The sequence below is a fragment of the Rhodococcus sp. DK176 genome (assembly GCF_038447315.2).
Lineage (GTDB): Bacteria > Actinomycetota > Actinomycetes > Mycobacteriales > Mycobacteriaceae > Rhodococcus_F > Rhodococcus_F jostii_A.
The window spans coordinates 3,129,116-3,152,961 of sequence record NZ_CP118321.2 but is presented as its reverse complement, the minus strand read 5'-3'; the positions used below and the strand labels follow the sequence as shown (position 1 = coordinate 3,152,961).

General features: G+C 67.9%; 20 protein-coding genes. 8 read left to right on the top strand and 12 right to left on the bottom strand.

Features of this window, described 5'->3' with window-relative positions:
* Positions 1-9 precede the first annotated feature (9 nt).
* The 3 genes from PSR88_RS14925 to PSR88_RS14915 are packed head-to-tail and all read left to right on the top strand — an operon-like array spanning position 10 to position 4,047.
* Positions 10-1,248, top strand: coding sequence for an acyl-CoA dehydrogenase family protein (locus PSR88_RS14925; protein WP_016882223.1), 1,239 nt, complete (start codon positions 10-12; stop codon positions 1,246-1,248).
* A complete protein-coding gene (locus PSR88_RS14920; RefSeq protein ID WP_016882224.1) occupies positions 1,245-2,660 on the top strand; it encodes an LLM class flavin-dependent oxidoreductase in 1,416 nt (471 codons plus the stop codon). The genes PSR88_RS14925 and PSR88_RS14920 overlap by 4 nt, the downstream gene beginning before the upstream one ends.
* 28 nt (positions 2,661-2,688) lie before the next feature.
* Positions 2,689-4,047 (top strand): styrene monooxygenase/indole monooxygenase family protein, encoded by a 1,359-nt coding sequence (locus PSR88_RS14915; RefSeq protein WP_016882225.1) that lies wholly within the window; start codon positions 2,689-2,691, stop codon positions 4,045-4,047.
* A gap of 126 nt (positions 4,048-4,173) precedes the next feature.
* Here the strand turns inward: PSR88_RS14915 and PSR88_RS14910 are convergent, their stop codons facing one another.
* The gene (locus tag PSR88_RS14910) at positions 4,174-4,776 is read right to left on the bottom strand and encodes a CGNR zinc finger domain-containing protein (RefSeq protein ID WP_020476792.1); all 603 of its coding nucleotides are present in this window, start codon (positions 4,774-4,776) and stop codon (positions 4,174-4,176) included.
* A gap of 69 nt (positions 4,777-4,845) precedes the next feature.
* On the opposite strand from PSR88_RS14910, the gene PSR88_RS14905 reads away from it, so the two are divergent.
* Positions 4,846-5,703, top strand: coding sequence for an alpha/beta fold hydrolase (locus PSR88_RS14905; protein ID WP_016882227.1), 858 nt, complete (start codon positions 4,846-4,848; stop codon positions 5,701-5,703).
* Between the two features lie 103 nt (positions 5,704-5,806).
* The gene (locus PSR88_RS14900) at positions 5,807-7,246 is read left to right on the top strand and encodes an ISNCY-like element ISRjo3 family transposase (protein WP_016882228.1); all 1,440 of its coding nucleotides are present in this window, start codon (positions 5,807-5,809) and stop codon (positions 7,244-7,246) included.
* Between the two features lie 185 nt (positions 7,247-7,431).
* Here PSR88_RS14900 and PSR88_RS14895 read toward each other — a convergent pair whose 3' ends face one another.
* From PSR88_RS14895 to PSR88_RS14885, 3 genes are all read right to left on the bottom strand, one after another.
* Entirely contained in the window at positions 7,432-7,710 is a 279-nt protein-coding gene (locus tag PSR88_RS14895; protein ID WP_011595559.1) for a YciI family protein, read from the bottom strand.
* 90 nt (positions 7,711-7,800) lie between these two features.
* Positions 7,801-8,976 carry an Nramp family divalent metal transporter gene (locus PSR88_RS14890; protein WP_037196840.1) on the bottom strand — a complete coding sequence of 392 codons (1,176 nt, stop codon included), beginning with the start codon at positions 8,974-8,976 and terminating at the stop codon, positions 7,801-7,803.
* A gap of 353 nt (positions 8,977-9,329) precedes the next feature.
* Positions 9,330-10,268: a dihydrodipicolinate synthase family protein gene (locus tag PSR88_RS14885; RefSeq protein WP_005250735.1), complete on the bottom strand. Its 939-nt coding sequence runs from the start codon at positions 10,266-10,268 to the stop codon at positions 9,330-9,332.
* Positions 10,269-10,443: 175 nt separating this feature from the next.
* Here PSR88_RS14885 and PSR88_RS14880 point away from each other — a divergent pair, with 175 nt between their 5' ends.
* Entirely contained in the window at positions 10,444-11,532 is a 1,089-nt protein-coding gene (locus PSR88_RS14880; RefSeq protein WP_016882230.1) for a LacI family DNA-binding transcriptional regulator, read from the top strand.
* 168 nt (positions 11,533-11,700) lie between these two features.
* Positions 11,701-12,897, top strand: a complete 1,197-nt coding sequence (locus PSR88_RS14875) for a TetR/AcrR family transcriptional regulator (RefSeq protein WP_016882231.1) — start codon at positions 11,701-11,703, stop codon at positions 12,895-12,897.
* 84 nt (positions 12,898-12,981) lie between these two features.
* On the opposite strand, the gene PSR88_RS14870 is transcribed toward PSR88_RS14875, so the two are convergent.
* The 8 genes from PSR88_RS14870 to PSR88_RS14835 all read right to left on the bottom strand — a co-directional run bounded on the left by PSR88_RS14870 (position 12,982) and on the right by PSR88_RS14835 (position 22,301).
* Positions 12,982-14,619, bottom strand: a complete 1,638-nt coding sequence (locus tag PSR88_RS14870) for a thiamine pyrophosphate-binding protein (protein WP_016882232.1) — start codon at positions 14,617-14,619, stop codon at positions 12,982-12,984.
* 93 nt (positions 14,620-14,712) lie between these two features.
* Complete coding sequence (locus PSR88_RS14865; protein WP_016882233.1) at positions 14,713-16,527, bottom strand: AMP-dependent synthetase/ligase; 1,815 nt, start codon at positions 16,525-16,527, stop codon at positions 14,713-14,715.
* A 39-nt stretch (positions 16,528-16,566) separates the two neighbouring features.
* Positions 16,567-18,198: an SDR family oxidoreductase gene (locus PSR88_RS14860; RefSeq protein WP_016882234.1), complete on the bottom strand. Its 1,632-nt coding sequence runs from the start codon at positions 18,196-18,198 to the stop codon at positions 16,567-16,569.
* Positions 18,195-19,364, bottom strand: coding sequence for a thiolase family protein (locus PSR88_RS14855; protein ID WP_016882235.1), 1,170 nt, complete (start codon positions 19,362-19,364; stop codon positions 18,195-18,197). The genes PSR88_RS14860 and PSR88_RS14855 overlap by 4 nt, the downstream gene beginning before the upstream one ends.
* Before the next feature lie 68 nt (positions 19,365-19,432).
* The gene (locus PSR88_RS14850; RefSeq protein WP_007301704.1) at positions 19,433-20,236 is read right to left on the bottom strand and encodes an SDR family NAD(P)-dependent oxidoreductase; all 804 of its coding nucleotides are present in this window, start codon (positions 20,234-20,236) and stop codon (positions 19,433-19,435) included.
* Positions 20,237-20,262: 26 nt separating this feature from the next.
* Entirely contained in the window at positions 20,263-20,658 is a 396-nt protein-coding gene (locus tag PSR88_RS14845; protein ID WP_007301703.1) for a MaoC/PaaZ C-terminal domain-containing protein, read from the bottom strand.
* A complete protein-coding gene (locus PSR88_RS14840) occupies positions 20,655-21,110 on the bottom strand; it encodes a MaoC family dehydratase N-terminal domain-containing protein (protein WP_016882236.1) in 456 nt (151 codons plus the stop codon). The genes PSR88_RS14845 and PSR88_RS14840 overlap by 4 nt, the downstream gene beginning before the upstream one ends.
* 3 nt (positions 21,111-21,113) lie before the next feature.
* On the bottom strand, positions 21,114-22,301 hold the full coding sequence (locus PSR88_RS14835) for a lipid-transfer protein (RefSeq protein WP_029539063.1): 1,188 nt from the start codon (positions 22,299-22,301) through the stop codon (positions 21,114-21,116).
* A 312-nt stretch (positions 22,302-22,613) separates the two neighbouring features.
* On the opposite strand from PSR88_RS14835, the gene PSR88_RS14830 reads away from it, so the two are divergent.
* On the top strand, positions 22,614-23,846 hold the full coding sequence (locus tag PSR88_RS14830) for a cytochrome P450 (RefSeq protein ID WP_016882238.1): 1,233 nt from the start codon (positions 22,614-22,616) through the stop codon (positions 23,844-23,846).

Here is a 23,846-nt window from a genome sequence, read left to right as displayed (position 1 = left end):
AGCAGGCACGTGAGCAGTTCAACGATCGAGGCCGAGGCAGTGACCGACCGCGAACTCGAAGACCGGTTCCATCCGATCTTCGACCGGATCGCCGAGGGGGCGCTGGGCCGGGAACGGGATCGCCGGTTGCCGTTCGACGAGGTGGGTCTGCTTCGCGACTCGCGGTTCGGTGCCCTGCGCGTCCCCGTCGAGTTCGGCGGGTTCGGGGCGTCGGTCCGACAGCTGTTCGGTCTGCTGATCGACCTGGCTGCCGCGGAATCCAATCTGCCCCAGGCGCTTCGGGTGCACTGGAGCTTCGTCGAGGACCAGCGCCTCGCCGCGCCCACCGACAACCGTGAGCGGTGGCTGCGCGCGGCGGCGGAGGGGACACTGGTCGGCAACGCCATCACCGAACCCGGGGTGGGAGCCGCCGACCGGTACCAGACGACGCTGCGCCGCGGCGACGACGGCACCTGGGTTCTGGACGGCGTGAAGTACTACAGCACGGGCAGTCTCTACGCCGATCACATCCTCGTCGCGGCCGACCGCGACGGCGAGCGGGTGTCGGTGCTGGTGGACGCCGACGCTCCAGGCGTGACCCAGACCGACGACTGGGACGGTTTCGGACAGCGGCTCACTGCAAGCGGCACGACCACGTTCTCGGGTGTCGTGGTGCCCGAGGAGCGGATCCTCGGGCCCGGATACGGCGCGCCCGGCCGCACCTACGCGACGTCCTACCTGCAACTCGTGCAATTGGCCGTCCTCGCCGGGATCGCCCGCCGCGCGGAGACGGACACGGCGGAATGGGTTCGTGCCCGTACCCGCACGTTCACCCACGCCGCCGCCGACCTGCCCCGGCACGACCCGCTCGTGCAGCAGGTGATCGGCAAGCTGTCCGCCGCCGCGTACGGCGCCCGCTCGACCGTGCTCGCCGTCGCCGACGAACTCGACCGCCTGCTCGACGCCGGTGGTGAGGACCCTGAACTCCTGGACCGTGCCGAGGCCGCCGCGGCCCGCGCACAGTCCGTGGTGATCGGCCTCGTCCTCGACGCGACCGCGCAGTTGTTCGAGGTGGGGGGCGCGTCGATCACCTCCTCGGAACTCGGTCTCGACCGGCACTGGCGCAACGCACGCACCATTTCGGCCCACAACCCCCTGATCTACAAGCAGCAGTCGGTGGGGGCGTACGTCCTGAACGGTGACCCGCTGCCGTACGCCTGGAGCGCCGGGCAGCGGCAGAGCGTGCGCGATGCGGACGTGCCGGCATGACCCGGCAGATCCGTTTCAACGCCTTCGACATGAACTGCGTCGCCCACCAGTCGCCGGGGCTGTGGCGGCACCCGGACGACCAGTCGCACCGCTACACCGACCTCGGCTACTGGACCGACCTCGCCCGGCTCCTCGAACGCGGGCTGTTCGACGGCCTGTTCATCGCCGATGTGCTCGGCACCTACGACGTCTACGGCGGAACGGACGAGGCCGCGCTGCGGCAGGGCGCCCAGATCCCGGTCGCGGACCCGTTGCTGCTCGTCTCGGCCATGGCAGCGGTCACCGAACACCTCGGTTTCGGCATCACCACGGGGACGGGATTCGAGCACCCGTATCCGTTCGCGCGCCGACTCTCCACCCTCGACCACCTCACCGGGGGTCGGATCGGGTGGAACGTCGTGACGGGTTACCTGCCGTCCGCGGCCCGGAACTTCGGTGACACCGATCAACTCGACCACGACACCCGGTACGACCACGCCGACGAGTACCTCGAGGTGCTCTACAAGCTGTGGGAAGGCTCGTGGGAGGACGACGCCGTCGTGCGCGACACCGAGCGCGGCGTATACGTCGATCCGGAGAAGGTGCACCACATCGGCCACCGCGGAACGCATTTCACGGTCCCGGGCATCCACCTGTCGGAACCGTCGCCGCAGCGGTCGCCGGTGATCTACCAGGCGGGGGCGTCGCCGCGCGGTGTCCGGTTCGCCGCCGAGAACGCCGAGGCGATCTTCGTGGGGCCGCCGTCGAAGCGGGTGCTGAAGGACACCGTCGCACGGATCCGCCAGGCCCTCGTCGACGCCGGCCGCGACCCCTATTCGGCACGGATCTACGCGCTGTCCACCGTCATCGCGGGCAGCACCGACGAGGCCGCGGCCGCGAAGCAGGAGGAGTACCGGCGATACGCGGACCTCGAGGGCGCACTGGTCTTCACGTCCGGCTGGATGGGGATCGACCTGTCGCGGTACGACCTCGACGACCCGATCGGAAACGTCGAGAGCAACGCGATCCAGTCGGCCGTCGCCGCATTCCAGGAGGCGGCCGACGACGGTCGCGAGTGGACGGTGCGCGACATCGCGGAGTGGGCGAGCATCGGCGGTCTCGGGCCGCGGTTCGTCGGCTCCGGCGAGACCGTCGCGACGCAGTTGCAGGAGTGGGTGGCCGACACCGACGTCGACGGGTTCAACCTGGCGTACGCGATCACGCCGGGTTCGTTCGAGGACGTCGTCACCCACGTCGTGCCGGCGCTGCAGGCCCGGGGTGCCTACCCGACGGGCTACACCGACGGGACCCTGCGCCACAAGCTGTTCGACAAGGGCGACCGGCTTCCCGCCGACCACCGGGGCGCGCGGTACCGCCTCGGCGGCGACCTCTCGACGCGGACCGACCGCTACCGCGCGTACACGAACACCTGAACGACCACCACAACCACCGGGAGGACCCATGAGTACACCCCGCACCGCCGCCGTCGTCGGAGCCGGACTGGCCGGCACCACCGCCGCGCTCGGTCTCGTCGACGCCGGTTTCACCGTCACCCTCTACAGTGACCGCGACCGCATCGCCTTGCGCAACGACGTCCCGGCCACCGGCACCGCCGTCTACTTCGGTAAGTCCCGTGAGGCCGACGCCCGCATCATCGAGGACCTCTACGCCGACGGTCCGCACTCGACCGGGATGAGCACCCGCCTGCACACAGGGGAGGGCGACACCCGCGCCGACGTCCTCGAGTTCGACCCCGACTTCCGGTACGTCGCGCAGGGCGTCGACGTGCGGTTGCGGGCCGACGACCGGCTCGGCCGGTTCCTGGACCGCGGCGGCCGCTTCGAGGTCCGGGCGGTGAATCCCGACGCCCTCGACGCGATCGCCGCCGACCACGACCTGACGCTCGTGGCGACCGGAAAGGGCGGGCTGTCCGCGCTGTTCCCGGTGGACACCGAACGGACCGTGTACAGCGAACCGCAGCGCCGACTGCTGCTGGTGACGTTGCAGGGCCTGGGACACGACGCGGACACGTTCGGCTACCGGTCCGCGGCGGGCGGCGCGCACAATCTCTTCAACCTGCACACCGACTTCGGTGAGGCCTGGCTCGGCCCGTACCTGCACAAGGACGCCGGCGCCACATGGAGTTTCCTCGGCTTCGCGAAGCCGGGCAGCCCCTGGGAGGACCGGTTCGAAGCGGTCACCGACGTGCACTCCGCGCGGCAGACCGTCGTCGACTTCTACCGCGACTACTTCCCGCACGACGCCCCCGAGATCGAGCGGTTGCAGGTGATCGAGTCCGACCCGCACTCGTGGCTGAAAGGGGCGGTCACCCCGACGGTGCGCCGCGCGGTCGGGACGACCAGTAGCGGCCACGTGGTCGCGGCGATCGGTGACACCGCGATCGCGTTCGATCCCCTCGCCGGACAGGGGGCCCAGAACACCGCCGTGCAGGTGGCCGCGCTCGTCGACGCGGCACGTGCGCACGACGGCGAGTTCACCGCCGACTGGTTGTCCGAGCAGTTCGAGAAGCACTGGCACACAAGGGGTCACGCTGCTGCCGAGGTCACCCGGTTGTTCCTCGGCGATCCGAAGTACGCGGTCCACGCCGAATTGCTGTTCCCGGCGGCGACCGTGAGCGAACCCGTTGCCGCGGCCCTGTTCGGGTTCCTCTCCGAACCCGACACGTTGATCGGTCTCGACACCCGGGAGGACGTTCTCGCGTTCATCGCCGCCGCGGCCGGGGAACCGGCCGAGGACGTGCTGGCACGGTTCGCGCCGAGCGCCGGATTCACCGCGTCACCGGCGGCGGCCCGAGCCTAGGCAACTCCTCGCTGTCCCGCACGATGATCGGGCGCCGGTGGTGGCAGTCAGCTGCTGACCGCCACCACCGGTCGGCCGAACGACCAGGTCGGCCAATGGACCCTTCGCCGGATCGTCATCGACTCCTCACCCGGCGTCTGTGGGGCCCGAACCGGGGCGATCCTGCTGTTCGCGACGGCGTCGGGCGCGAAAGTTCGCCACGTTGACACGGTTTCCGCACACCTGGGGCATGCAGAACCGGCGCCGCCCAGCCCGGCTGGTGTCGACGAAAATGCCGTTGCACGAGGGGGATTCGCACGACCGGAACCGGTTCGGTCCCAGCGAAGCCACTGTTCCGAGCAGGCCCGTTCCGATGACGACGGCCAGGTCGTCGGCGAGCGTCGACTCGGGTGCGGTCTCGAGGTGCCACATCCATGTGCCGTCGTGGCGCCCGAGGAAGGGGACGGTGTGGGCGACGCGTAGGAGTTGGTTGGCCCCGTCGACGATCGCCTCCTCGTTCGGCGCGGCCACGACGTCGCGCACCCGTGTCCGCAGCACACGGACCTCGTCCAGATCGGTGCCGGTTGCGGGCCGGTCTCCGCGGGCGATGCCGTGCTCGGTGAGGAAAGCGTGCAGCGACGCGCCGTCGGTGAGGGCGTCACCGGTCGCGACGAGCACCTCCGGGGCAGTGAGGACGAGCGCCGTCGCTACCGATGCCCCGAAGGTGTAATCGGTGAAAGTCAGTTGCATCACTTACAGCCTCCGCCTAGCGTAATGGTTACCAAGTCAGTTTAACCATTACGTCTCGGGAGGATGTTCATGACCCGACAGCAGATCTCCAGCACAGCCGACACCGACCGGTGGCACCTGCCCGACCGCCTGACGGTGGACGGCGCCACCATCGCGGCCGGAGTCTTCGGCGACGGACCACCCGTCGTTCTCGTGCACGGCACGCCCTCGTCGTCGTATCTGTGGCGCGCGGTGATTCCCCGGCTCGCCGAGCAGAACACGGTGTACGTCTGGGATCTCCCCGGCTACGGTGACTCCCCATCGATTCCCGGCGAGCCGGTGGCGATCCGCACGCACGCACGCGTGCTGGCCCGGCTGGTCGAACACTGGGGGCTCGACCGGCCTGTGCTGGTCGGCCACGACATCGGTGCGGCGACGGTGCTCCGCGCACACCTCGTCGAGGGAGTCCCGGTCCGGCGCATCGCACTCCTCGACGCGGCGGTGCTCTCGCCGTGGGTGACGCCGGTAGCGCAGCACATGCAACGCCACCTCGACGTGTACCGCACGATGCCGACGCACGTCTTCCAGCGGATCACCGAGGCACACCTCGACACCGCGACGCGCCGTCGGCTGCCGTCGTCCGTCGCGGAGGCCTACCTCGGTCCTTTCGCGGGCGCGAGCGGGCAGCAGCGTTACCTCGACCAGGTCCAATACTTCGACGAACGCGACACCGCCGACGTCGTCGAGAAACTCGGCACCGTGAAGGTGCCGGTGCAGATCGTGTGGGGTGCGGACGACGAATGGCTGGACCGGTCGTTCGCCGACGATCTCGCGCGCCGCATCCCCGGGGCGCGAGCGACACTCGTTCCCGGCGCCGGGCACTTCCTCACCGAGGACGAGCCCGACCTCGTGGCGCAGGCTCTCGCCGACTTCCTCGCGCAGAGTTAGCTACTTCGACCTGAAAAAGTCGGGGTGTGGCGGTGCGTGATCAGCCAGTCCTGGAACGGGAGAATGGCCTCAACCCGTTGGGCTAGAAGGGATCGAGGCGATCGTGTTCCGTACCGTAGGCGATCAACCGTCCTTGTTCGAGTCGGTGCTGCCGCAGGAGTTGCTCCGGCTTCCCGCGGAGCTCGAGCGAGTGGATGCGCTGTTGGATGATCCGGCGTTCTTCGCACCGTTCGTTCCGTACTTCGACCCGCGGATCGGTCGTCCGTCGACGCCGATGGAGACCTACCTGCGGCTGATGTTCCTCAAGTTCCGCTACCGGCTCGGCTACGAGAGCCTGTGCCGCGAGGTGAGCGACTCGTTCACCTGGCGCCGGTTCTGCCGGATCCCCTTGGACGGGTCGGTGCCGCACCCGACGACGTTGATGAAGCTGACCACCCGCTGTGGCCCGGCGGCGGTGGTCGGGCTGAACGAGGCGTTGCTGGCCAAGGCCACCGAGGCCAAGGTGCTGCGCACCACCACGTTGCGGGCCGACACCACCGTGGTGCCCAGCAACGTGTCCTACCCCACCGACTCCGGTTTGCTGGCCAAGGCAATCCGACGGATCGCGGTCACGGGCAAGCGGATCCAGGCCGCCGGTGGAGCGACACGCACCACGGTCCGGGACCGATCCCGTGCAGCGGGCAAGCGGGCGCACTCGATCGGTTTCAAGCTGCGGTCGCGCAGCGCCGCCGGACGCGACGAGGCCCTGGCGGCGGTCCGGCGCACCACCGGGGAGCTGGCCGACCTGGCCGAGACCGCCGCCACCGATGCCGAACGGCTGCTGACCAACGCGAAACACGCGCTGCGCCGGGCACGCACCAAGGCCACAGCCCGGAAGGCCCAGGGCGAGCACGACGGGGCCGCGGGCCGCCGGCGCGGACGCCTGGCCCGCGCCATCGACGACCTCGAGGACCTGGTCACCGCCACCCGGCAGATCACCGCGCAGACCCGACAGCGGCTGGCCGGGCAGACCCCGGACGGAGCCACCCGGCGAGTCAGCCTGCACGACCCCGACGCCCGGCCCATCGCCAAGGGACGGCTCGGCAAACCGGTCGAGTTCGGCCACAAGACCCAGCTCGTCGAAGGCGACGACGGCGTGATCGTGGACCACAACGTCGAACGCGGCAACCCGGCCGACGCACCCCAGCTGGCCCCAGCCGTGGATCGGGTCCGCACACGCGCCGGCCGGCCACCCCGCACGGTCACCGCCGACCGCGGCTACGGCGAGAAAGCCGTCGAGGATGACCTCCGTGACCTCGGCGTGCGCAACGTGGTGATCCCTCGCAAGGGCAAACCCTCAGCTGGCCGGCGAGCCGAGGAACACCGCCCGGCGTTCCGACGAACAATCAAGTGGCGCACCGGAGTCGAAGGCAGAATCAGCGCCCTCAAACGTGGATATGGCTGGGACCGCACCCGCATCGACAGCACCGAAGGCGCCAAGATCTGGGTCGGCCACGGGGTCCTGGCGCACAACCTGGTCAAGATCAGCACCCTGGCAGCGTGAAAGGCGCCGATCGGGGGGAATTGCGGCCAACCCAATCCCGACCGGCCGAGAACGGCCGAATCATGCTCACCAAGGCGCCTCGTTTTTCAGGTCGAAGTAGCTATTCGTCTGACTGGATACCGGGGTATTTCTCCGTGGATGATCGACCGACCCGATTCCGAATCCTTCCCTCCTCCATCGTCGTTTTAGAGGCGACCCATCACCGGCGTCCATTCGAGAATTCGATGTTCTGGTACGAGTCCGTGGATGACGAAGGGATCGTGCGTGAAGAGCAGTGCCACCGTGTCGGTCGTATCGGACTCGACGAGGATGAAGGCACCTCCGTCATCGGCGTACGGACCGCAGGCGATGACGATCTGGCGGTCGACCAGTTCGGAGAGCCATGCTCGGTGTTCGGATCGGTGCGAGTCACGGCCTGCGGCGGTCTCGGCTGAGTAGGTGTAGTCGACGACGAAGAGCGGCATGGGTTCTGATTCCTCGTGGGTTGCGTCAGGGGGTGGATGCAGCAGTCGAGCGGCACACTGCGGTGTGCAGTGTGCCGCCCAGCGTCGGTGTCAGCCGAGCAGTTCGTAGATCAGCAGGCCGGACAGGGACAGGATCGAGAGGAATCCCAGGGCTCCGATGATGTTCTTCCACCAGGTGTTGCGGAGGTTGCCCATCAGTTGGGAGTTGTTGCTCATCACGAAGAGCAGGAGTCCGAGGAACGGTGCGATCAGCACGGTCAGTGCCTGGGCGAAGATGATCAGCTGGACAGGGGATTTCGTGAACAGGATCGTGATCAGGAGTCCGAAGCCGAGGATCACGGCGCTGGTGCGTTTGGCTGTCGGTGTGCTGGGGGACGGTCCTTTGCCGAGCGCGTCGGAGAGCATGGTGCCTCCGGCGGTGGCGTTGGCGACCATCGCGGAGAACGCGGCCCCGGACAGCCCGAGCGCGAAGATCGTCGATCCGATCGGGCCGGCGATGGGTTCGAAGATCTTCGCCAGGCCTGCGAGGGTGGTTGCTTCGGTGTTCTGGCGGCCGAGGACGGCGGCGGCGACGATGATCACGAGCGAGGTCATGATGCCGGGTGCGACGATGCCCGGGATGGTGTCGGCGATGGTGGTCTGCCGGTATTCGGCTGCGGTGCGCTTACGTTCGTGGGTGCCGTAGGAAGTGAAGAAAGCTGCGTTGAGGGAGAAGTTGGTGCCTACGAGGGCGACGACGAGCAGTTGTCCACCCGGCGGGATGCTCGGGACGAGTCCGTGCACGGCCTGGAACCAGTCGGGCTGGGCGATGACGGCGCTGAAGACGAAGGTGGCCGCGAGGAGGGCGACGATCACCAGCAGGACGCGTTCGACGGTTCGATAGACGTTGCGGAACAACAGGATCAGTCCGACGAAGACTGTGCAGACAGCGGACCACACTATCGGGGACCCGCCGAAGACCATCGACAGTCCCAGGCCGGATCCGACGGCGTTGCCCACGGAGAAGCACAGGGTGATGATGAAGACTCCGACGCCGGCGGAGACGCCCACGCGTCGGCCCAAAATGTCCTTGACCGAGCTGATCATGGACGCGGGGGTGCGGATGCCGAGGCGGACGCTCATGTCGGCGTAGACGAGCATGAAGATGGTCGAGACGGCGATCACCCAGATCAGGGAGTAGCTGTACTCGCTGCCGGCCTGGACGGCACTGGCGAGGTTGCCGGGCCCGAACTGCCACGCTCCGGCGATGAATGCGGGACCGGCCATGGCCAGGGTCCGAACCCAGTACCGCCGCTGGGGCCGGACGCGACCTCCGGGCGGCGGAGGGGTGTCTGCGACCACTGAACCGCCTCCGACGGGATCGGCTGATGTACTCATCGATGAGCCTACTTTCTGGTGTTCGAACCGCAGACGAGGAGTGTGGCGCAACTGACGATGGGGCATCCGACGCTGCCGGCTCGGAAGGGGCGAACGGAACCTGCGGCCGGGAGTGGGCCGGGTCTGCTGCGGGCAGTGCCGGCCGGCCCGGGGTGTCCGGGCCGGGCGGCAGAACCGGCACGCGACGCGGTGGCACCGCGTGCGGCGGATTCGGTGAATCCGAGGTGACGGGTCGAGCGGGGTCAGGCGTGGGCGACGACCGAGGTCAGCTCGGCCGACTGCAGCGCAGCGGCGATTTCGGCACCTGCGCCCTCGGCCAGTGGCAGCAGCGGTGAGCGCACGGTGGCGTGTTCGAGGATTCCACGGGCGACGAGGCCTTCCTTGAGGGCGACGGTGCCTTCCATGTGCGAGCCGCGGTGGTAGACGTTCGCTGTCACCGGCAGGAGGCGGTCGTGAATCGCCCGGGCCGCGGGGTAGTCCTTGGCCTTGCCTGCCGCGATGAGTTCGACCAGCGGCTCGGGCGCGAGTCCGCCGTAGCCGACCAGCAGGCCGTCGACGTCGAAGATGGTGTGCAGCAGGTACTCGTCGTGGCAGCTCAGGATCTGCAGGTCGGGGTTCTCGCGGCGCAGGACCGGGATCTCACGGTCCCAGCGGCGCATGTTCCGCACACCGTTCTTGGTGGCGAACACACCGGGCTGGGCGGCGATCTCGAGCTGGGTGTCCAGGTTGTACGTGGCCTTGGTGGCGTCGGGGTACTGGAACAGGATCAGCGGCAGCCCGGACCCTTCGTGAATCGCCTTGTACCGATCCTGCGGGGCGCCGTCCTGGTAACCGAACCGCAGCCATCCGTGGGAGGGGTACACGAGGCCGGCCGAGGCGCCCGCGTCGACCGCGCGGCGGGCCTCCTCCACGGAGACCGCGGTGCCTTCGCCGGTGATGCCGGCGATGATCGGCAGCCGGCCGTCGACGGAGTCCTTGAAAGCGGCGATGACGCGAACCTGCTCGTCCTGGGTGAGGAATGTGCCCTCGCCGGCGTGGCCGAGAACGACGAGGCCCTTGACGCCGTCGACACTGCCGAGCCACGAGCCGAGGCGCTGGATGGCGTCGTAGTCGACGTCGCCGTCACGGGTGAAGGGCGTCACCGGCGCCGGGGTGAGGCCGCGGAGGTCGAGTGTGCTCATGATCGCTCTTTTCCATCGAAGGAGACGTTTTGCAAACGTTCCCGGGAACGTTCCCGTGAACGATTTCATCGTGCGATACGATCGTGTCTGTGTCAAGGGTCACGTTCCGAATCGGATGTGATCAGGCCTTACCTCACGCGCGGAGGGCCGGGCCGAGGCGGTAGAGAGGAAGACCATGGAAGCCAATGGGAGCGCGCCCCAGCGGGCGCGGGACGGTAAGCACGTCGTGACGCTGCGTGAAGTGGCGGACGCGGCGGGTGTGAGTACCTCGACCGTCAGCCGAGTGCTCGACGATCGCGTGCCGCCGTCCCGCTCCGCGACTGCCGAACGAGTGCGGGCGGTGGCCGATCAGCTGGGCTACCGGCGCAACACCTTCGCCTCCAGCCTGCGCCGCGGGCAGACCGCGACGATCGGCGTCCTCGTCCCACGGTTGAGCGACACCGTCATGGCCTTGATGTACGAGGCGATCAGCCGGGCCGCGACCCGCCTCGGCTACTTCACGGTCGTCGCCACGACGGGGGACAACCCCGCCGACGAGTCCGACGCGGCGAGGACGCTGCTCGCCCGGAACGTGGACGGCCTGATCGTCGCCTCGAGCCGGCGCGACGACCCCCTGCCGCGCGAGCTCCGGGAGCGCGGCGTGCCGCACGCGCTGGTGCTCAGGACCGACGGGATCAGTCCGTCCTCGGTCGGCGACGACGAGGCGGGCGGCTATCTCGCCACCCGCCATCTGATCGACCTCGGGCACACCGACATCGCCGTCCTGTCGGGCCCGTTGTTCGCGTCCACCGCCGTCGGTCGTCTGGCCGGGGCACGAAAGGCGCTGCGGGAAGCGGGAATCGCGGAAGTGCCCGAGTGGATCGTCGAAACGACGTTCGGCATCGAGGACGGCGAGGAGGCCGGGAACCGGCTCTTCCGCTCCGCGTCCCGTCCGACCGCCGTCTTCGCCGCCAACGACAACCTCGCGCTCGGAGTCATGGCCGCCGCGCACCGAAGCTCGTTGACCGTCGGCGACGACGTCGCCCTGGTCGGCTACAACGACATCCCACTGTCGCAACGTCTTCCGGTCCCGCTCACCTCGGTGCGCACCCCGTTCGACCAGATCGCAGCCACCGCACTCGATCTGATGCTCGCCACCACCCCCGTCGACGATCCGATCCGGCGCGCGATGCCCACCCTGATCCCGCGGCGCTCGTCCGGATCGCACCGGGCCACGACCGCGGCACGCCCGAAGACCGCCGGTGTCGTGCACCCTGGCGAATAGTGGCTAACGACTGATGTCAGCGAGGCTGGTCCGTGGGATGGATCGAGTCGTGGCACTCCGAAAGCGTCCCGAACGACTGCTAACATGATGGTGAAGGACGGCGATGCCCCGGGTGCGCCTCGCCGTGGAGATCCGCCGAGTACGGCACCTGGATGAGAGGAGCGGACCATGACCGAGGTTGCCGTGCAGCGTCGGCCACGAAACCGCAAGCAGCTCATCGTCGCCGCTGCGGCGAAGCAGTTCGAGCGCCGGGGTTTTCACGATGCCGCGATCGCGGACATCGCGGCCGATGTCGGTATCACCGGTCCGGCGTTGTATCGCCATTTCCGAGGTAAGCAGAATCTTCTTGCCGCCGCGGTCGAGTTCGAGATCGAGGGGCTCGAGGCGGCCTACGCTGCCCCGCAACCGGGGCTTCGGGACCTGCTCGAGTATGCCGCGGGGAAGTCGCTGGGGCAGAATCGCGCGAGCGCGCTGTGGGAACGTAATCAGGCGTATCTCGATCCGACGATGGGCGCCGAGTTGCGCGACCGCTATCAGAAGGCGATCGCCCCGTTGCGCGAGGCGATACAGACCGCCAGGCCCGGTCTCGACGGACCGTCGGTGGAACTGCTGGTGGGAGGCGCCCATGCGGTGCTGAGCAGCAATCGGTTGTTCCGTCGGGGAAAACTCGAGCCTTCCCGAGCGCGAATGCTGATGACCGAGGCGGCCTCGGCGGTGTGCGAGATGACAGACCTGGGTGTTGTCGATCAAGCGCAATCCGTGCATGGCGAGGCGGGGGGTCGGATCATGCCGGCGTCGCGCCGCGAAGCGATCCTCGAGGCGGCGGTGACCCTGTTCGCCGAACGTGGCTATCAGGCCGTGGGAATGGACGACATCGGTACTGCGGCAGGGATTACCGGCCCGACTCTCTACCATCATTTTCCCGGAAAGTCGGCGATCCTCGTCACCGTGATCACTCGGTGTCTAGACGCGCTGTACTTCGATGTCTCCGGGGCACTCTCGGGCACGGATGATCCTGCCCTCGCGCTCGACGCCGCGCTGGCGTCCTTCGTCCGGATCAACGTCGAACACGGGGACGCGCTGAGTGCGTTGCTCACCGAGGTCGTCAACGTGCCGGAGGACGAGCGCGCACCTATCCGTCGCCTGCAACATGATTACGCCAGCGAGTGGGTTGCGCTGTTGATCCGGGTCCGCCCAGAACTTGCCGCGCCGGAGGCCGAAGCGCTTACCCGGACCGCCCAGTCCGTCATCAACCGGATGCGGAGGCAACTGCGCGGCGACCCGGTGGAGGTCCGGAACCAGTTGAATGGTCTGGGCAGTGCCGTCCTCGGGCTGACCGGGCCGACGTCGTCCGGGCACCAGTAGGCGGCCCGCGGCGCTCGATGGCTGGTCCTCGGACCGATCAGTGGTCGCCGGCGGTCAACCGCCCAGTCTCGGAACCGCCAGTTGTCAACTCGCGTGCCCGACGGCCGCAGCCACTTCGGGACGACGCCGCGCGGGATCTGCCTTGACCTCGACGACCAGCGGGTAGTCTCCGTTCTTCACCAGCGCCGCGACCTGCGCGAAATCGTCGACCTCCCGGATCGTGACCGCCCGTGCTCCGAGTGCGCGCGCCGTCTCCGCGAACCCCGGCCATTCGACCTCCGAATGCGCGGGTTTCAAATCGAGATTCGCGAGCTTGAGGTATTCGGCGCCGTAGCAATTGTCGTCGAGGACGACAAGCACCAGCGGCAGGCGATGCCGGACCGCAGTGCTCACCTCCGTCAGTCCCATCATCGTGCCGCCGTCCCCGGCCACACAGACCGTCGGTACGTCGCGGCGACCCGCGGCAGCGCCCACCGCAGTCGCGACGCCCAGCCCAATCGACCCGAATGCACCGGGAACGGTGAACCGACTCGGCTCGACCGGCAGATACTTCCACGCCGCGGTCGAGAACCGTCCGATGTCGGTGACGACCTGCGCCCCTGGCGGGAGCAGCTCGGCGAGCCGGGCCATCGCGTCTCGCATGTCGACGGTGCCGCCGCCGGAGATGCTGCGGTATCCCTTGTGTTCGAGTTCGCGGACCGCTTCGGCGAGTTGCGCGACGCGGCGCCCGGACGGTGCCGCTGCGTCGGCTTCGGCCAGGCGCTCGCACAAAGCGTGCACCACACCCGCGGCGTCACCCGGAATCGGGAGCGACACCGGCGCGAACCGCCCGAACGCGCTGGACCGGTCGTCGATCTGGATGACGAACTTGCCCTCGAGTAACGCCGTGTTGTCGGTCGTGAACGACGACAAGGCCGCGCCGACGACGAGCATGCAGTCGACGCGACCGATCTCCTCGATCGCCACCGCATGTGACAACGACCCGTGCACACCGAGATTGTCGGGTTCACCGGCGAAGAGGTCCTTCGCGAGCAACGTCGTCATTACCGGCGCGTCGATTGCCCGCGCCAGGCGCAGGATATCCTCGCGGGCACTGGATTCGACCGCCCCGCGGCCGGCGAGGATGAGCGGGCGTGTACTGCCGAGCAACGCGGCGAGCGCGTCGTCGACGAGCTCGGGGTCCGGCGCACCGGCTACCGGGGGCGAGGGCACCGCGCGCGGCAACTCACCGGTCACCGTGACCTCGAGCAGGTCGTAGGGCAGGTCGAGCACCAGGGGAGTCCGGGTGGTGGCCACGCGCGCAAGAGCTTCGGCGATATCCGCGCCGACCGCGGTGGCCTTGCGAACCCGGCGGTATTCGGCGCCGGTGAGGCGGGCGAAACCCTCGAGGTCGAACTCCTGGAAGTGATCTCGCACGTCCGGGGTGCTGCCCGTCAGCAGCAGCACGGCGCTGCGCGACCGCACCGCCTCGACAAGGGCGGTCGTGCAGTTCGTGACGGCAGGGCCGTGCGACACGGACGCGACGCCGACGCGACCGGTCGTGCGGGCATATCCGTCTGCCATCGACACCGCCCCACCCTCGGCCACGGCCGCGACGAACTCGCCGTCCCGGTTTTCCACGAAGTCACCGAGATACGCGAGGTTGGCGTCTCCCATGAGTCCGAAGACGGTGCCGACACCGAACTCGGACAGGGCGCGGGCCGCAAGCTGGTAGGTCTTCATGGGATTTCCTTCGTGATCATCGGTGGGCGGCCCGCGCCACTCGGGCCCGGGCCGCCCATGGCTCGCGACAGTGCAGTCGGATCGGAGGGCGCTCTACAAGACCGACGCTGCCGTCGGGTTGTACAACGCGTCGATCTGGTCGGCGTACTTGGTGTTGACGCGCGCGCGGCGCACTTTCGTGGTGGCGGTGAGTTCTTCGCCGTTGACCTCCCAGAACGCGGGGAGCACGGCGTAGGCCCGCACCTGCTCGACTCGGGAGAGACGCTCATTGCCGCAGGCGACGCCCTCGGCGACCGCCGCCAGTACCCGGGGATCCGCGGCCAGGGCCTCCGGGGTGCGGTCCTCGATCGCGTGAGCGTCGGCAAAGGCGTTGGCCTGCTCGGGATCGAGGATGAGCAGCGCCGCGATGTGCGGTCTACCATCGCCCACCGCGACTACGGCTCCGAGCATGGGGCACTCGAGCTTGATCGCGTTCTCGATGTTCGCCGGGGCGAGATTCTTTCCCGAGGAATTGATGATCATGTCCTTCTTGCGGTCGACGATGGTCACGTAGCCGTCGGCGTCGATGGTGGCGATATCGCCGGTGTGCAGCCAACCGTCGGCGTCGAGGGTTTCGGCGGTCTTCGCCGGGTCGTCGCGGTAGCACCGCATGACACCCGGGCTGCGCAACAACAGTTCCCCGTCGCTCGCGAGCCTGGCCTCGACGCCGGGACGTGGTTGGCCCACGGTCCCGATCCGGATACGGTCGGGATGATTGCCGATGCCGGACGCGGCGGTCTCGGTCAGGCCGTAGACCTCGCAGACCCGCACGCCCAGCGCAAGGAAGAACTCGAGTGCTTCCGGAGCTATCGGGGCGCCGCCGGAGGTGGCGAATCCCAGGTGATCGACACCGAACTCGCGGCGCAGCGGGGCCAGGACGGTGCGGTCGGCCAGTTCGTGAAGAGCGGCCAGCCGTGCCGGGACGGGTTGCCCGGCGAGTTCGAGCCGCACCTTGTCGAGACCGAGCGACAGCGCCCACTCGGCCTGTTCCCGAGCCGGTTGCCCGGACCCGGCCACGGCGGTGTCGATCATCGCCTTGAGCCGGTACCAGATCATCGGAACGCCCATGAACGTCGTCGGGTGCACGTCACGGAAGACCTGCAGCACAGTCTTGCCGTCGCGCACATCGGTGACGGTGGCACCGCTGGCCATCGGCACATAGTGCGCTGCGAAACGGTTCGCGAGGTTGGCGTCGGGGAGATAGGACAGCACCCGCTCGGTAATCTCCGATCCGAGGGCCTCACGCTGACTTGCCACCTTCGCCGCGACGGCGAAGAGAACATTCTCGTGGGTGAGCTCGACGCCCTTCGGCGCTCCGGTAGTGCCGGAGGTGAAGATCAGTGCCAGGAGGTCGTCGCGGCTCACCGCCTGCCAGGAGGCGTCGAAGTCGAAAGACGGGTCACCCTGAGCCACCAGGTCTTCCAGCGAGATCGTGTCGTGGCCGCTGCCGTCGACGCACACGATGTGCTCGACGGGACGGACCACGGCGGCCTGGCGAATCTTGTCGACGAACTGCTCCTCGCACACGATCACCTGGTTTCCGGCGCTGGTCCACAACTGCGCGATCTGTTCCGGTGTGAACGTGTTGTAGACGGAGAACGCCGTCGCACCCAGGTGCATCACGGCCGTGTCGACGAGGTGGAACTCGGGCCGGTTGGTGAACATGATCGCCACCGTGTCCCCGCGACGGACTCCCAGCTCTGCCAGGCCGGCGGCGATCTGCCGCACCTGCTGCCCGTAGGCCCGCCAGGTGATGGTCCGGTCGCCTTCCGCGGTGCGGAGAGCGACCTCGTCGGCGCGGGCGCCGACCATGGTCTGGAAGACCGCACACAGGCTCTGTGCTTCTTCTACCTCATCCAACGACATCATGGGCGTGCTACCTCTCTTCGGTGACTTCGGGTGACATCGTCAGGCGTGTGCACGAGCCGCCGACTTCGCGAGTTCCCTTTGGGCGAGAAACGTTTCCACGGCGCGGGCATGGTCGCCGGAGGCGAAGCACTCCTTCTCGCTGAGGAGTGCGGCGTCGAGGACGAGGCTCGCGGTGTCGCGAAGGATTCTGTTCAGCGCCGCCTTGGTGCCCTGGATCGCACGGACCGGGCTCTCCGCCAGCCGGTGGGCGAGGGCGTGGGCCTCGTCGAGGAGCGCATCCGGTTCGACGACCCGGTTCACCAGGCCGATGCGCTCGGCCTCCACTGCGCCGACCTTGTCGCCGGTGAGCAGGTATTCCTTGGCGCGCGACATTCCGGTCAGCCACGGCCAGGCCACCACTCCGCCGTCGCCGGCGACGACGCCGACGGTCACGTGCGGGTCGGCGATCACGGCGTCGGTGGACGCGTACACCACGTCGCACAGCAGGGCGAGGGTCGCGCCCAGTCCCATGGCCGGCCCATTCACGGCGGCGATGATCGGCTGGGGGAGTTCGAGGAGTTCGATGATGATGGAGCGGGCGTCGAGGAAGAACGCGTCGAGCTCGGGTCCGGCAGTCCTGCGCGGCCCCTTCAGGTTTCCGCCCGCCGAGAACGCCCGTCCGTTGCCGGTCAGAACGACGGCACGCACGTCCGCGTCGCGACGGATCTGCCCCCACAGCCGAATGATTTCGGTGTGCAGGTCGTGGTTGATGGCGTTGTAGTCGTCCGGCCGGTCGAACCGGACGGTGAGGACTCCGTCACGCTGGTCGATCTCCAGATTGGCGTAGTCGTAGGGTGCGGTGGTGCCCATGGTGGTGTTCCTCGAGTTCGTAGGTGTGAGTCGGATCATCGCGGGTCTGCGCCCAGTAGGGCGCCACAGCGGCAGAATCTGCCCGGACATGTACGCGGAGGCGGGTGACACGAGGAAGCGGACCGCCTCCGCGACGTCGTCCGGTGACCCGATCCGCGAGAGGATGTCCGCGCCGGAGTCGGCCCGCTCACGCAGGCGGTGCTGGGCTCGGCCGGTCGCGATCAGTCCGGGCGCGACGCAGTTGACGCGGATCCCCTCCGGCGCCAGGTCGTTCGCGAGATAGCGGGTGTAGTGCATCACCGCGGCCTTCGTGATGCCGTAATGGGCATACGTTCCGGTGGGCTTCGCTTCGACACCGGTGATCGACCCCATGGTGACGATCGAGGGATCGGTGGCCCGGCGGAGCGCGGGCAGCGCGGCGCCGACGGTGATGATGGTCCCGTGCAGGTTTCGGCGCAGGACGTCGTCGAGGTCGGCGAGGTCGATCGCGGAGGCCCGGTTGCCGTCGAACGCACCGGATCCGCCGCCGGCGTTGCAGACCAGTGCGCCGAGCGCCGACCATTCATCGAGGATGCGTGCTCCGAGTTCGTTCATCGCGTCGACGTCGGCGGTGCTGGCTTCGACGGCGATGACCGGGACACCGTGACTTTCGAGTTCGTCGACGACGCTGGTGTTTTCGTCGTCGGCTGCGAACTCGCGGTACCCGTCGAAATCGGTGTCGACGACCGCGACGGCGTATCCGTCCTTGGCTAGGCTCACGGCGATCCGGCGGCCGATGCCGCGTGCTGCTCCCGTGACCAGAGCGGTCCGTGCCGCGGTCATGACAGCAGCTCCAGGATGGTGGCGTTGGCCATGCCACCGCCCTCGCACATCGACTGCAGGCCGTAACGAACGCCCTGTTCACGCATGTGGTGGACCAGTGTGGTCATGATCCGGGCGCCGGATCCGCCGACGGGGTGTCCGATGGCCATCGCTCCACCGTTCGGGTTCATCTTGGTGTAGTCCGCGCCGGTCGCACGCAGCCAGGCGAGAGTGACCGAGGCGAAGGCCTCGTTGATCTCGAACACTCCGATGTCGTCGAGTGTCAGCCCGCTCTTCTCCAATACCTTGGCAGTGGCGGGAATCGGACCCTCCAGCATGGTGACGGGGTCGGTGCCGGCGACGACCGCGGTGTGGATACGGGCGAGCGGCGTCCACCCCTGGGCCCGGGCGTACTCGCTGGTGGTGATCAGCAATGCGCCGGCGCCGTCGGAGATCTGCGAGGCGTTGCCCGCGGTGAGGGTGCCACCCTCCCCGAAGGCAGGTGCGAGTCCGCCGAGTTTTTCGAGGGTGGAACCGCGCCGCACGCCCTCGTCGGTGTCGAAGGTGCGTTCGGTGCCGTCGTCGCCGGTCACCGTGATGGGTGCGATCTGGTCCTTGAAGCGTCCCTCGTCGATCGCCCGGGCGGCGTCGGCGTGCGAGTCGAGGGCGTGCTGGTCCATCTCGGTGCGGGAGATTCCATATTTGTCGGCGATCATTTGCGCGCCCACGCCCTGATGGAATCGTCTGTCGTCGTAGCGCTTCCACACGTCGGGACCGAAAGGCTGACCGTACTGCCCGTCGGCGAGAGTGGCGCTTGCAGGCACGGCGCTCATGATCTCGACGCCACCGGCCACGGCGACGTCGTACTGGCCGGCGATGACACCGGCCGCGGCCTGGTGTACCGCCTGCTGGGAGGATCCGCACTGACGGTCGATGGTCAGGCCGGGAACCGATTCGGGCCAACCGGCGGCGAGGACGGCTGCGCGGCCGATGCAACCGCTCTGCATGCCGACTCCGATGGCGCAGCCCCAGACGACATCGTCGACGACGGCGGGGTCCAGATGGTTGCGTTCGGCGAGGGCGGTGAGGACGTGGGCGGACAGGGTGGCGGAGTGAAGCGTCGCCAGTGATCCGTTCCTTTTGCCGACGGCGGTGCGTACCGCATCGACGATGACGGCATCACGCATGGTTGCCTCCGAGGGAGTGAGGGGCCCGGCGGGCCGATGAGGGTTTCGGGATTGCGGTCGGCACGGGATCAGCGGGAGCCGGCGTCTACGGTAAGACATTGCCCGGAAACGTAATTCGTTTCCTGCAGGCAGAGTGCGTAGACAGCGCCGGCGGCCTCGGCGGGTGTGCCCGGCCTGCCGAGGGGGTTGGTGCGCTTGACCGAATCCATGACGGCCTGACTGACCCCGACCTTGATCTTGCGGCCTTCGATCTCGACGTAGGCGTCGTCCGAGGCGACGGCCTCGGTCATTCGGGTGAGGATGAACCCGAAGGCGACAGCGTTGACGTTGACCCGGTAACGGCCCCACTCCTTGGCGAGGGTCTTGGTGAGCCCGATGACCCCGGCCTTGGCGGCAGCGTAGTTGGCCTGCCCGGGGTTTCCGAAGACACCGGAGACCGAGGAGACGTTGACGACCTTGCGGTGGTGATCGGTCGGATTGGCCTTGATGTACGGCTGGGCGGCGCGCAGAATCCGGAACGGCGCCTGCAGGTGCACGTCCAGCACGTTCTGCCATTGTTCGTCGGTCATCTTCTGGATGACGTTGTCCATGATGTAGCCGGCGTTGTTGACGATGATGTCCAGGCCGCCGAAGGTGTCGGTGGCGGTTGCGACGAAGCGGTCGGCGAAGTCGAGGTCGGTGACCGAACCGACGCAGGCCACCGCCTTTCCGCCTGCGGACACGATGTCGGCGACGGTCTCGTCCGCCGGCGCCTTGTCGACGTCGTTGACGACGACGCTGGCGCCTTCGGCGGCCAGTTTGAGCGCGACTTCGCGCCCGATGCCGCGCCCGGAGCCGGAGATGAGTGCGACGTTGCCGTCCAGGGTTTTCATGATGGGGGTCCTTGTGTTCGGCGGAATCAGTGGGTGGTGACGACGGCGGTGCCCGAGAGGGTGACGGTTCCGTCGGGGAGAGCGACAGTGAGATCGAGGTGGGCGAGGCCGTCCTCGACCTTGGCGACGGTGCCCGTGCAGGTCGGTGTGGTGTTGACCGGTGTGATCGCGGTGAACCGAACGTCGAAGCAGCGGAGGCGATCCAGCGGGAAGGTCGCGGTCAGCAAACGGCCCAGGTAGGCCATCGACAGCATTCCGTGGGCGAAGACGTCCTCGATTCCGACGGCCCGGCAGGCGTCGATGTCGATGTGGACCGGGTTGTGGTCTCCGGAGGCGCCGGCGTACAGGGCGAGGGTCGTGCGGGTGATCGTGGGGCAGTCGAGGGAAAAGGAATCTCCCGCGGTCAGGTATGCGGTGTTCATGCGGCCGACTTCGGGTCGCGGACGACGATGGTGCTGGTCAGTGTTGCGATGGGGGCTCCGTCACGGCTGACGTGAGTGTCGCGGACGATGAAGTCGAGGGCGCCGCCCTTCTTGTCGTAGACGTCGGTGACCTCGGTCCAGAAGGTCAGCGTGTCACCGGCGTAGGCCTGGGCGTGATACTGGAATCGCTGTCCTCCGTGCAGGATTGCGCGCATGTCGACTCCGAGGTCGGCGAGGAATCGATGCCGGTCGGGGTTGTCCATCTCGAGGCAGAACAGAAACGTCGCCGGGATCGGGAGATCGCGGTACCCCGCGAGCCTCGCGGCGTCGAGGTCGGTGTACGCCGGATCGGGCTGTCCGGTCGCCTGCGCGAAGAAGCGCAACCGGTTACGCTCGGCGGTGGTCTGGAATTCGGGGGTACGGGTGCCGACGATGGTCGGGTCGATGGGCATGATTCAGGACAACCTTTCGAACAGGGTGATCACTCCGGCGGTGCCGAGGCCGAGGTTGTGCTGGAGGCCCAGGGTGGCGTTCTCGACCTGTCGATCGCCTGCCTCGCCGCGTAGTTGCCAGGTGATCTCGGCGGTCTGTGCGAGACCGGTGGCCCCCAGCGGATGTCCCTTGGACAGCAGACCGCCGGAGGGGTTGGTGACCACCCTTCCGCCGTACGTGTTGTCGCCGTCGAGGATGAACTTCTCGGCCCCGCCCTCGTCGCACAGGCCGAGCGCCTCGTAGGAGAGCACCTCGTTGACGGTGAAGCAGTCGTGCAACTCGACGACCGCGATGTCGGCGGGGTCGACACCTGCCTGCTGGTACACGTCCCGGGCGGCATTGCGGGTCACGTCCGTGCCGACCAGCGACATCGCACTCTTCTCGGCGAAGAGGTCGCCGCTGTCCGACTGCAGAGTCTGCGCGGCGATAGCGACCCTCGGGGTCAGTCCGTTCGCGCGGGCGAACTCGTCCGAGCAGACCACTGCCGCGGCGGCGCCGCAGGTGGGTGGGCAGCATTGCAGCCGGGTCAGCGGGCCGGCGATCTGCGGGGAGCCGAGCACCTGTTCGAGCGTGATCGGATCGCGGAACACGGCGTAGGGATTGTTCGCGGCGTGGCTGCGGGCTTTGACGGCCACCGCGGCGAAGGTCTCCGGGCTTCCGCCGTACTTGTCGAGGTACTCGAGGCCGGCCGCCGCGAAATATTGCGGAGTCATCGGGACGGCGGGATCGATGTCGTAGATGTCGCGCAGTGCCCCCACGAAGTCGCTCAGTGGCGCAGGTCGGTCGGTCCACTTCGCGCTCAGCGCACCGGGTGGCATCTGCTCGAAGCCGACGGCGAGCGCGCAGTCGACGGCGCCGGATTCGACCGCCTGACGGGCCAGCCACAACGCGGAGGATCCCGAAGCGCAGTTGTTGTTGACGTTCAGCACCGGTACCCCGGTCTTGCCGAGCTGATACACGACCCGCTGACCACTGGTCGAATCACCATAAACATACCCGGCGTAGACCTGCTGCACGCGGTCGTAGCTCAGCCCCGCGTCCGCGAGGGCGGTGGTCACCGCCCTCGGACCTTGGACGTCGTAGGTCTCTCCGGCGCTCGGTTTACTGAACGGTGCCATGCCTACGCCGGCCACCAGTACTCTTCGAGTCATTTTGTCTCCCTATCGCTCTAACGATGATTCACTTTCAAGGATCGGTGGTGAGCCTGTCAAGGGGTGCGTGCGAATTTCGACGCCGACCTGCGTCAACGCTTGCGCGCGACGCGGCACTCGTCAATATGTGACAGTTCGTTAGGCAGAATTGAGAAACCGTTGAAGGGCACCAGTCCAGGCGTAGTGACCGGGTTGAACTCTGCATATGGACTCCGATCGAAGATCCTGCCCTTGACATCGAACGGAATAAGTGAAGTATGGTTTGAGCAGAAACCGATGGCGAGTGAGCTCGCCCGTGACAGGAGAGTTCCCATGCTCGACACCACCGAAGCCCCGGTATTTCCGATGCAGCGCAATGTCGCCCGGTGCCCCTTCGACCCGCCCGCACCGCTCGCGGAATGGCGCCGAGAGGGGGCGCTCAGGCGGGTGCGGATCTGGGACGGTAGTGAGCCGTGGCTCGTGACCCGACACGAAGACATCCGCGCCGTGCTCAGCCACCCCACGATCAGCGCCGACACCGACAATCCGGGCTACCCCCACTCCTCGGCCGCCATCAAGGCGCGCCGGGCACGCGCGAAGACGTTCTTTCAGATGGACGGTCCCGAGCACGACCATCCCCGGCGGATACTCGCCCGCGATTTCACCGCGAAGCGGATGCAGGCACTGCGGGACCACATCCAGCAGATCGTCGACAGCCTCACCGACGAACTGCTCGCAGGTCCGAAGCCGGTCGATCTGGTGGAGGCATTCGCGCTCCCGGTGCCGTCGCTGATGATCTGCGAGCTGCTCGGGGTGCCGTACACCGATCACGATCTGTTCCAACGATTGAGCAAGGTTTTCGTCGCCAAGACGTCGACGCCCGAGCAGACCACCGCGGCAGCGGAGGAACTGATCGGCTTCATCGCCGGTCTGGTCGATGCGAAAAGCGCGGACCCGGGCGACGACGTGCTCAGCCGTCTCGCGGTGGAACAACTGAACCCAGGCCTGATGACGCGCGAAGAGGTTGCGCGGATGGGCCTGCTGTTGCTCACCGCCGGCCACGAGACCTCGGCCAACATGATCGCCCTCGGGACGGCCGCACTGCTCGGCAGGCCGGATCAGGTGGAATTGCTTCGCACGAGCGAAGACCCGGCATTGCTGGCGGGTGCCGTCGAAGAATTGCTTCGCTACCTGACCATCGTTCACAGCGGCCTGCGCAGAGTGGCCACGCAGGACATGGAGATCGCCGGGACCATCATCCGGCAGGGTGAAGGTGTCATCCTGTCTCTCGATTCCGGCAACCGCGACACGTCGGCCTTCCCCGGTGACACCGCGGAGGGTCCGGACGCCCTGGACATCAGCCGTCAGGCACGCCACCACCTCGCCTTCGGCTTCGGTGTCCACCAGTGCCTGGGGCAACAGCTGGCGCGCGTGGAACTGCAGGTCGTGTTCGGCACGCTGTTCCGCCGGATCCCCACCCTGGCGCTTGCCGAGCCGCTCGACGAGGTCGCCTTCAAACATGACATGTCCATCTACGGGGTGCACCGCCTGATGGTGACCTGGTGA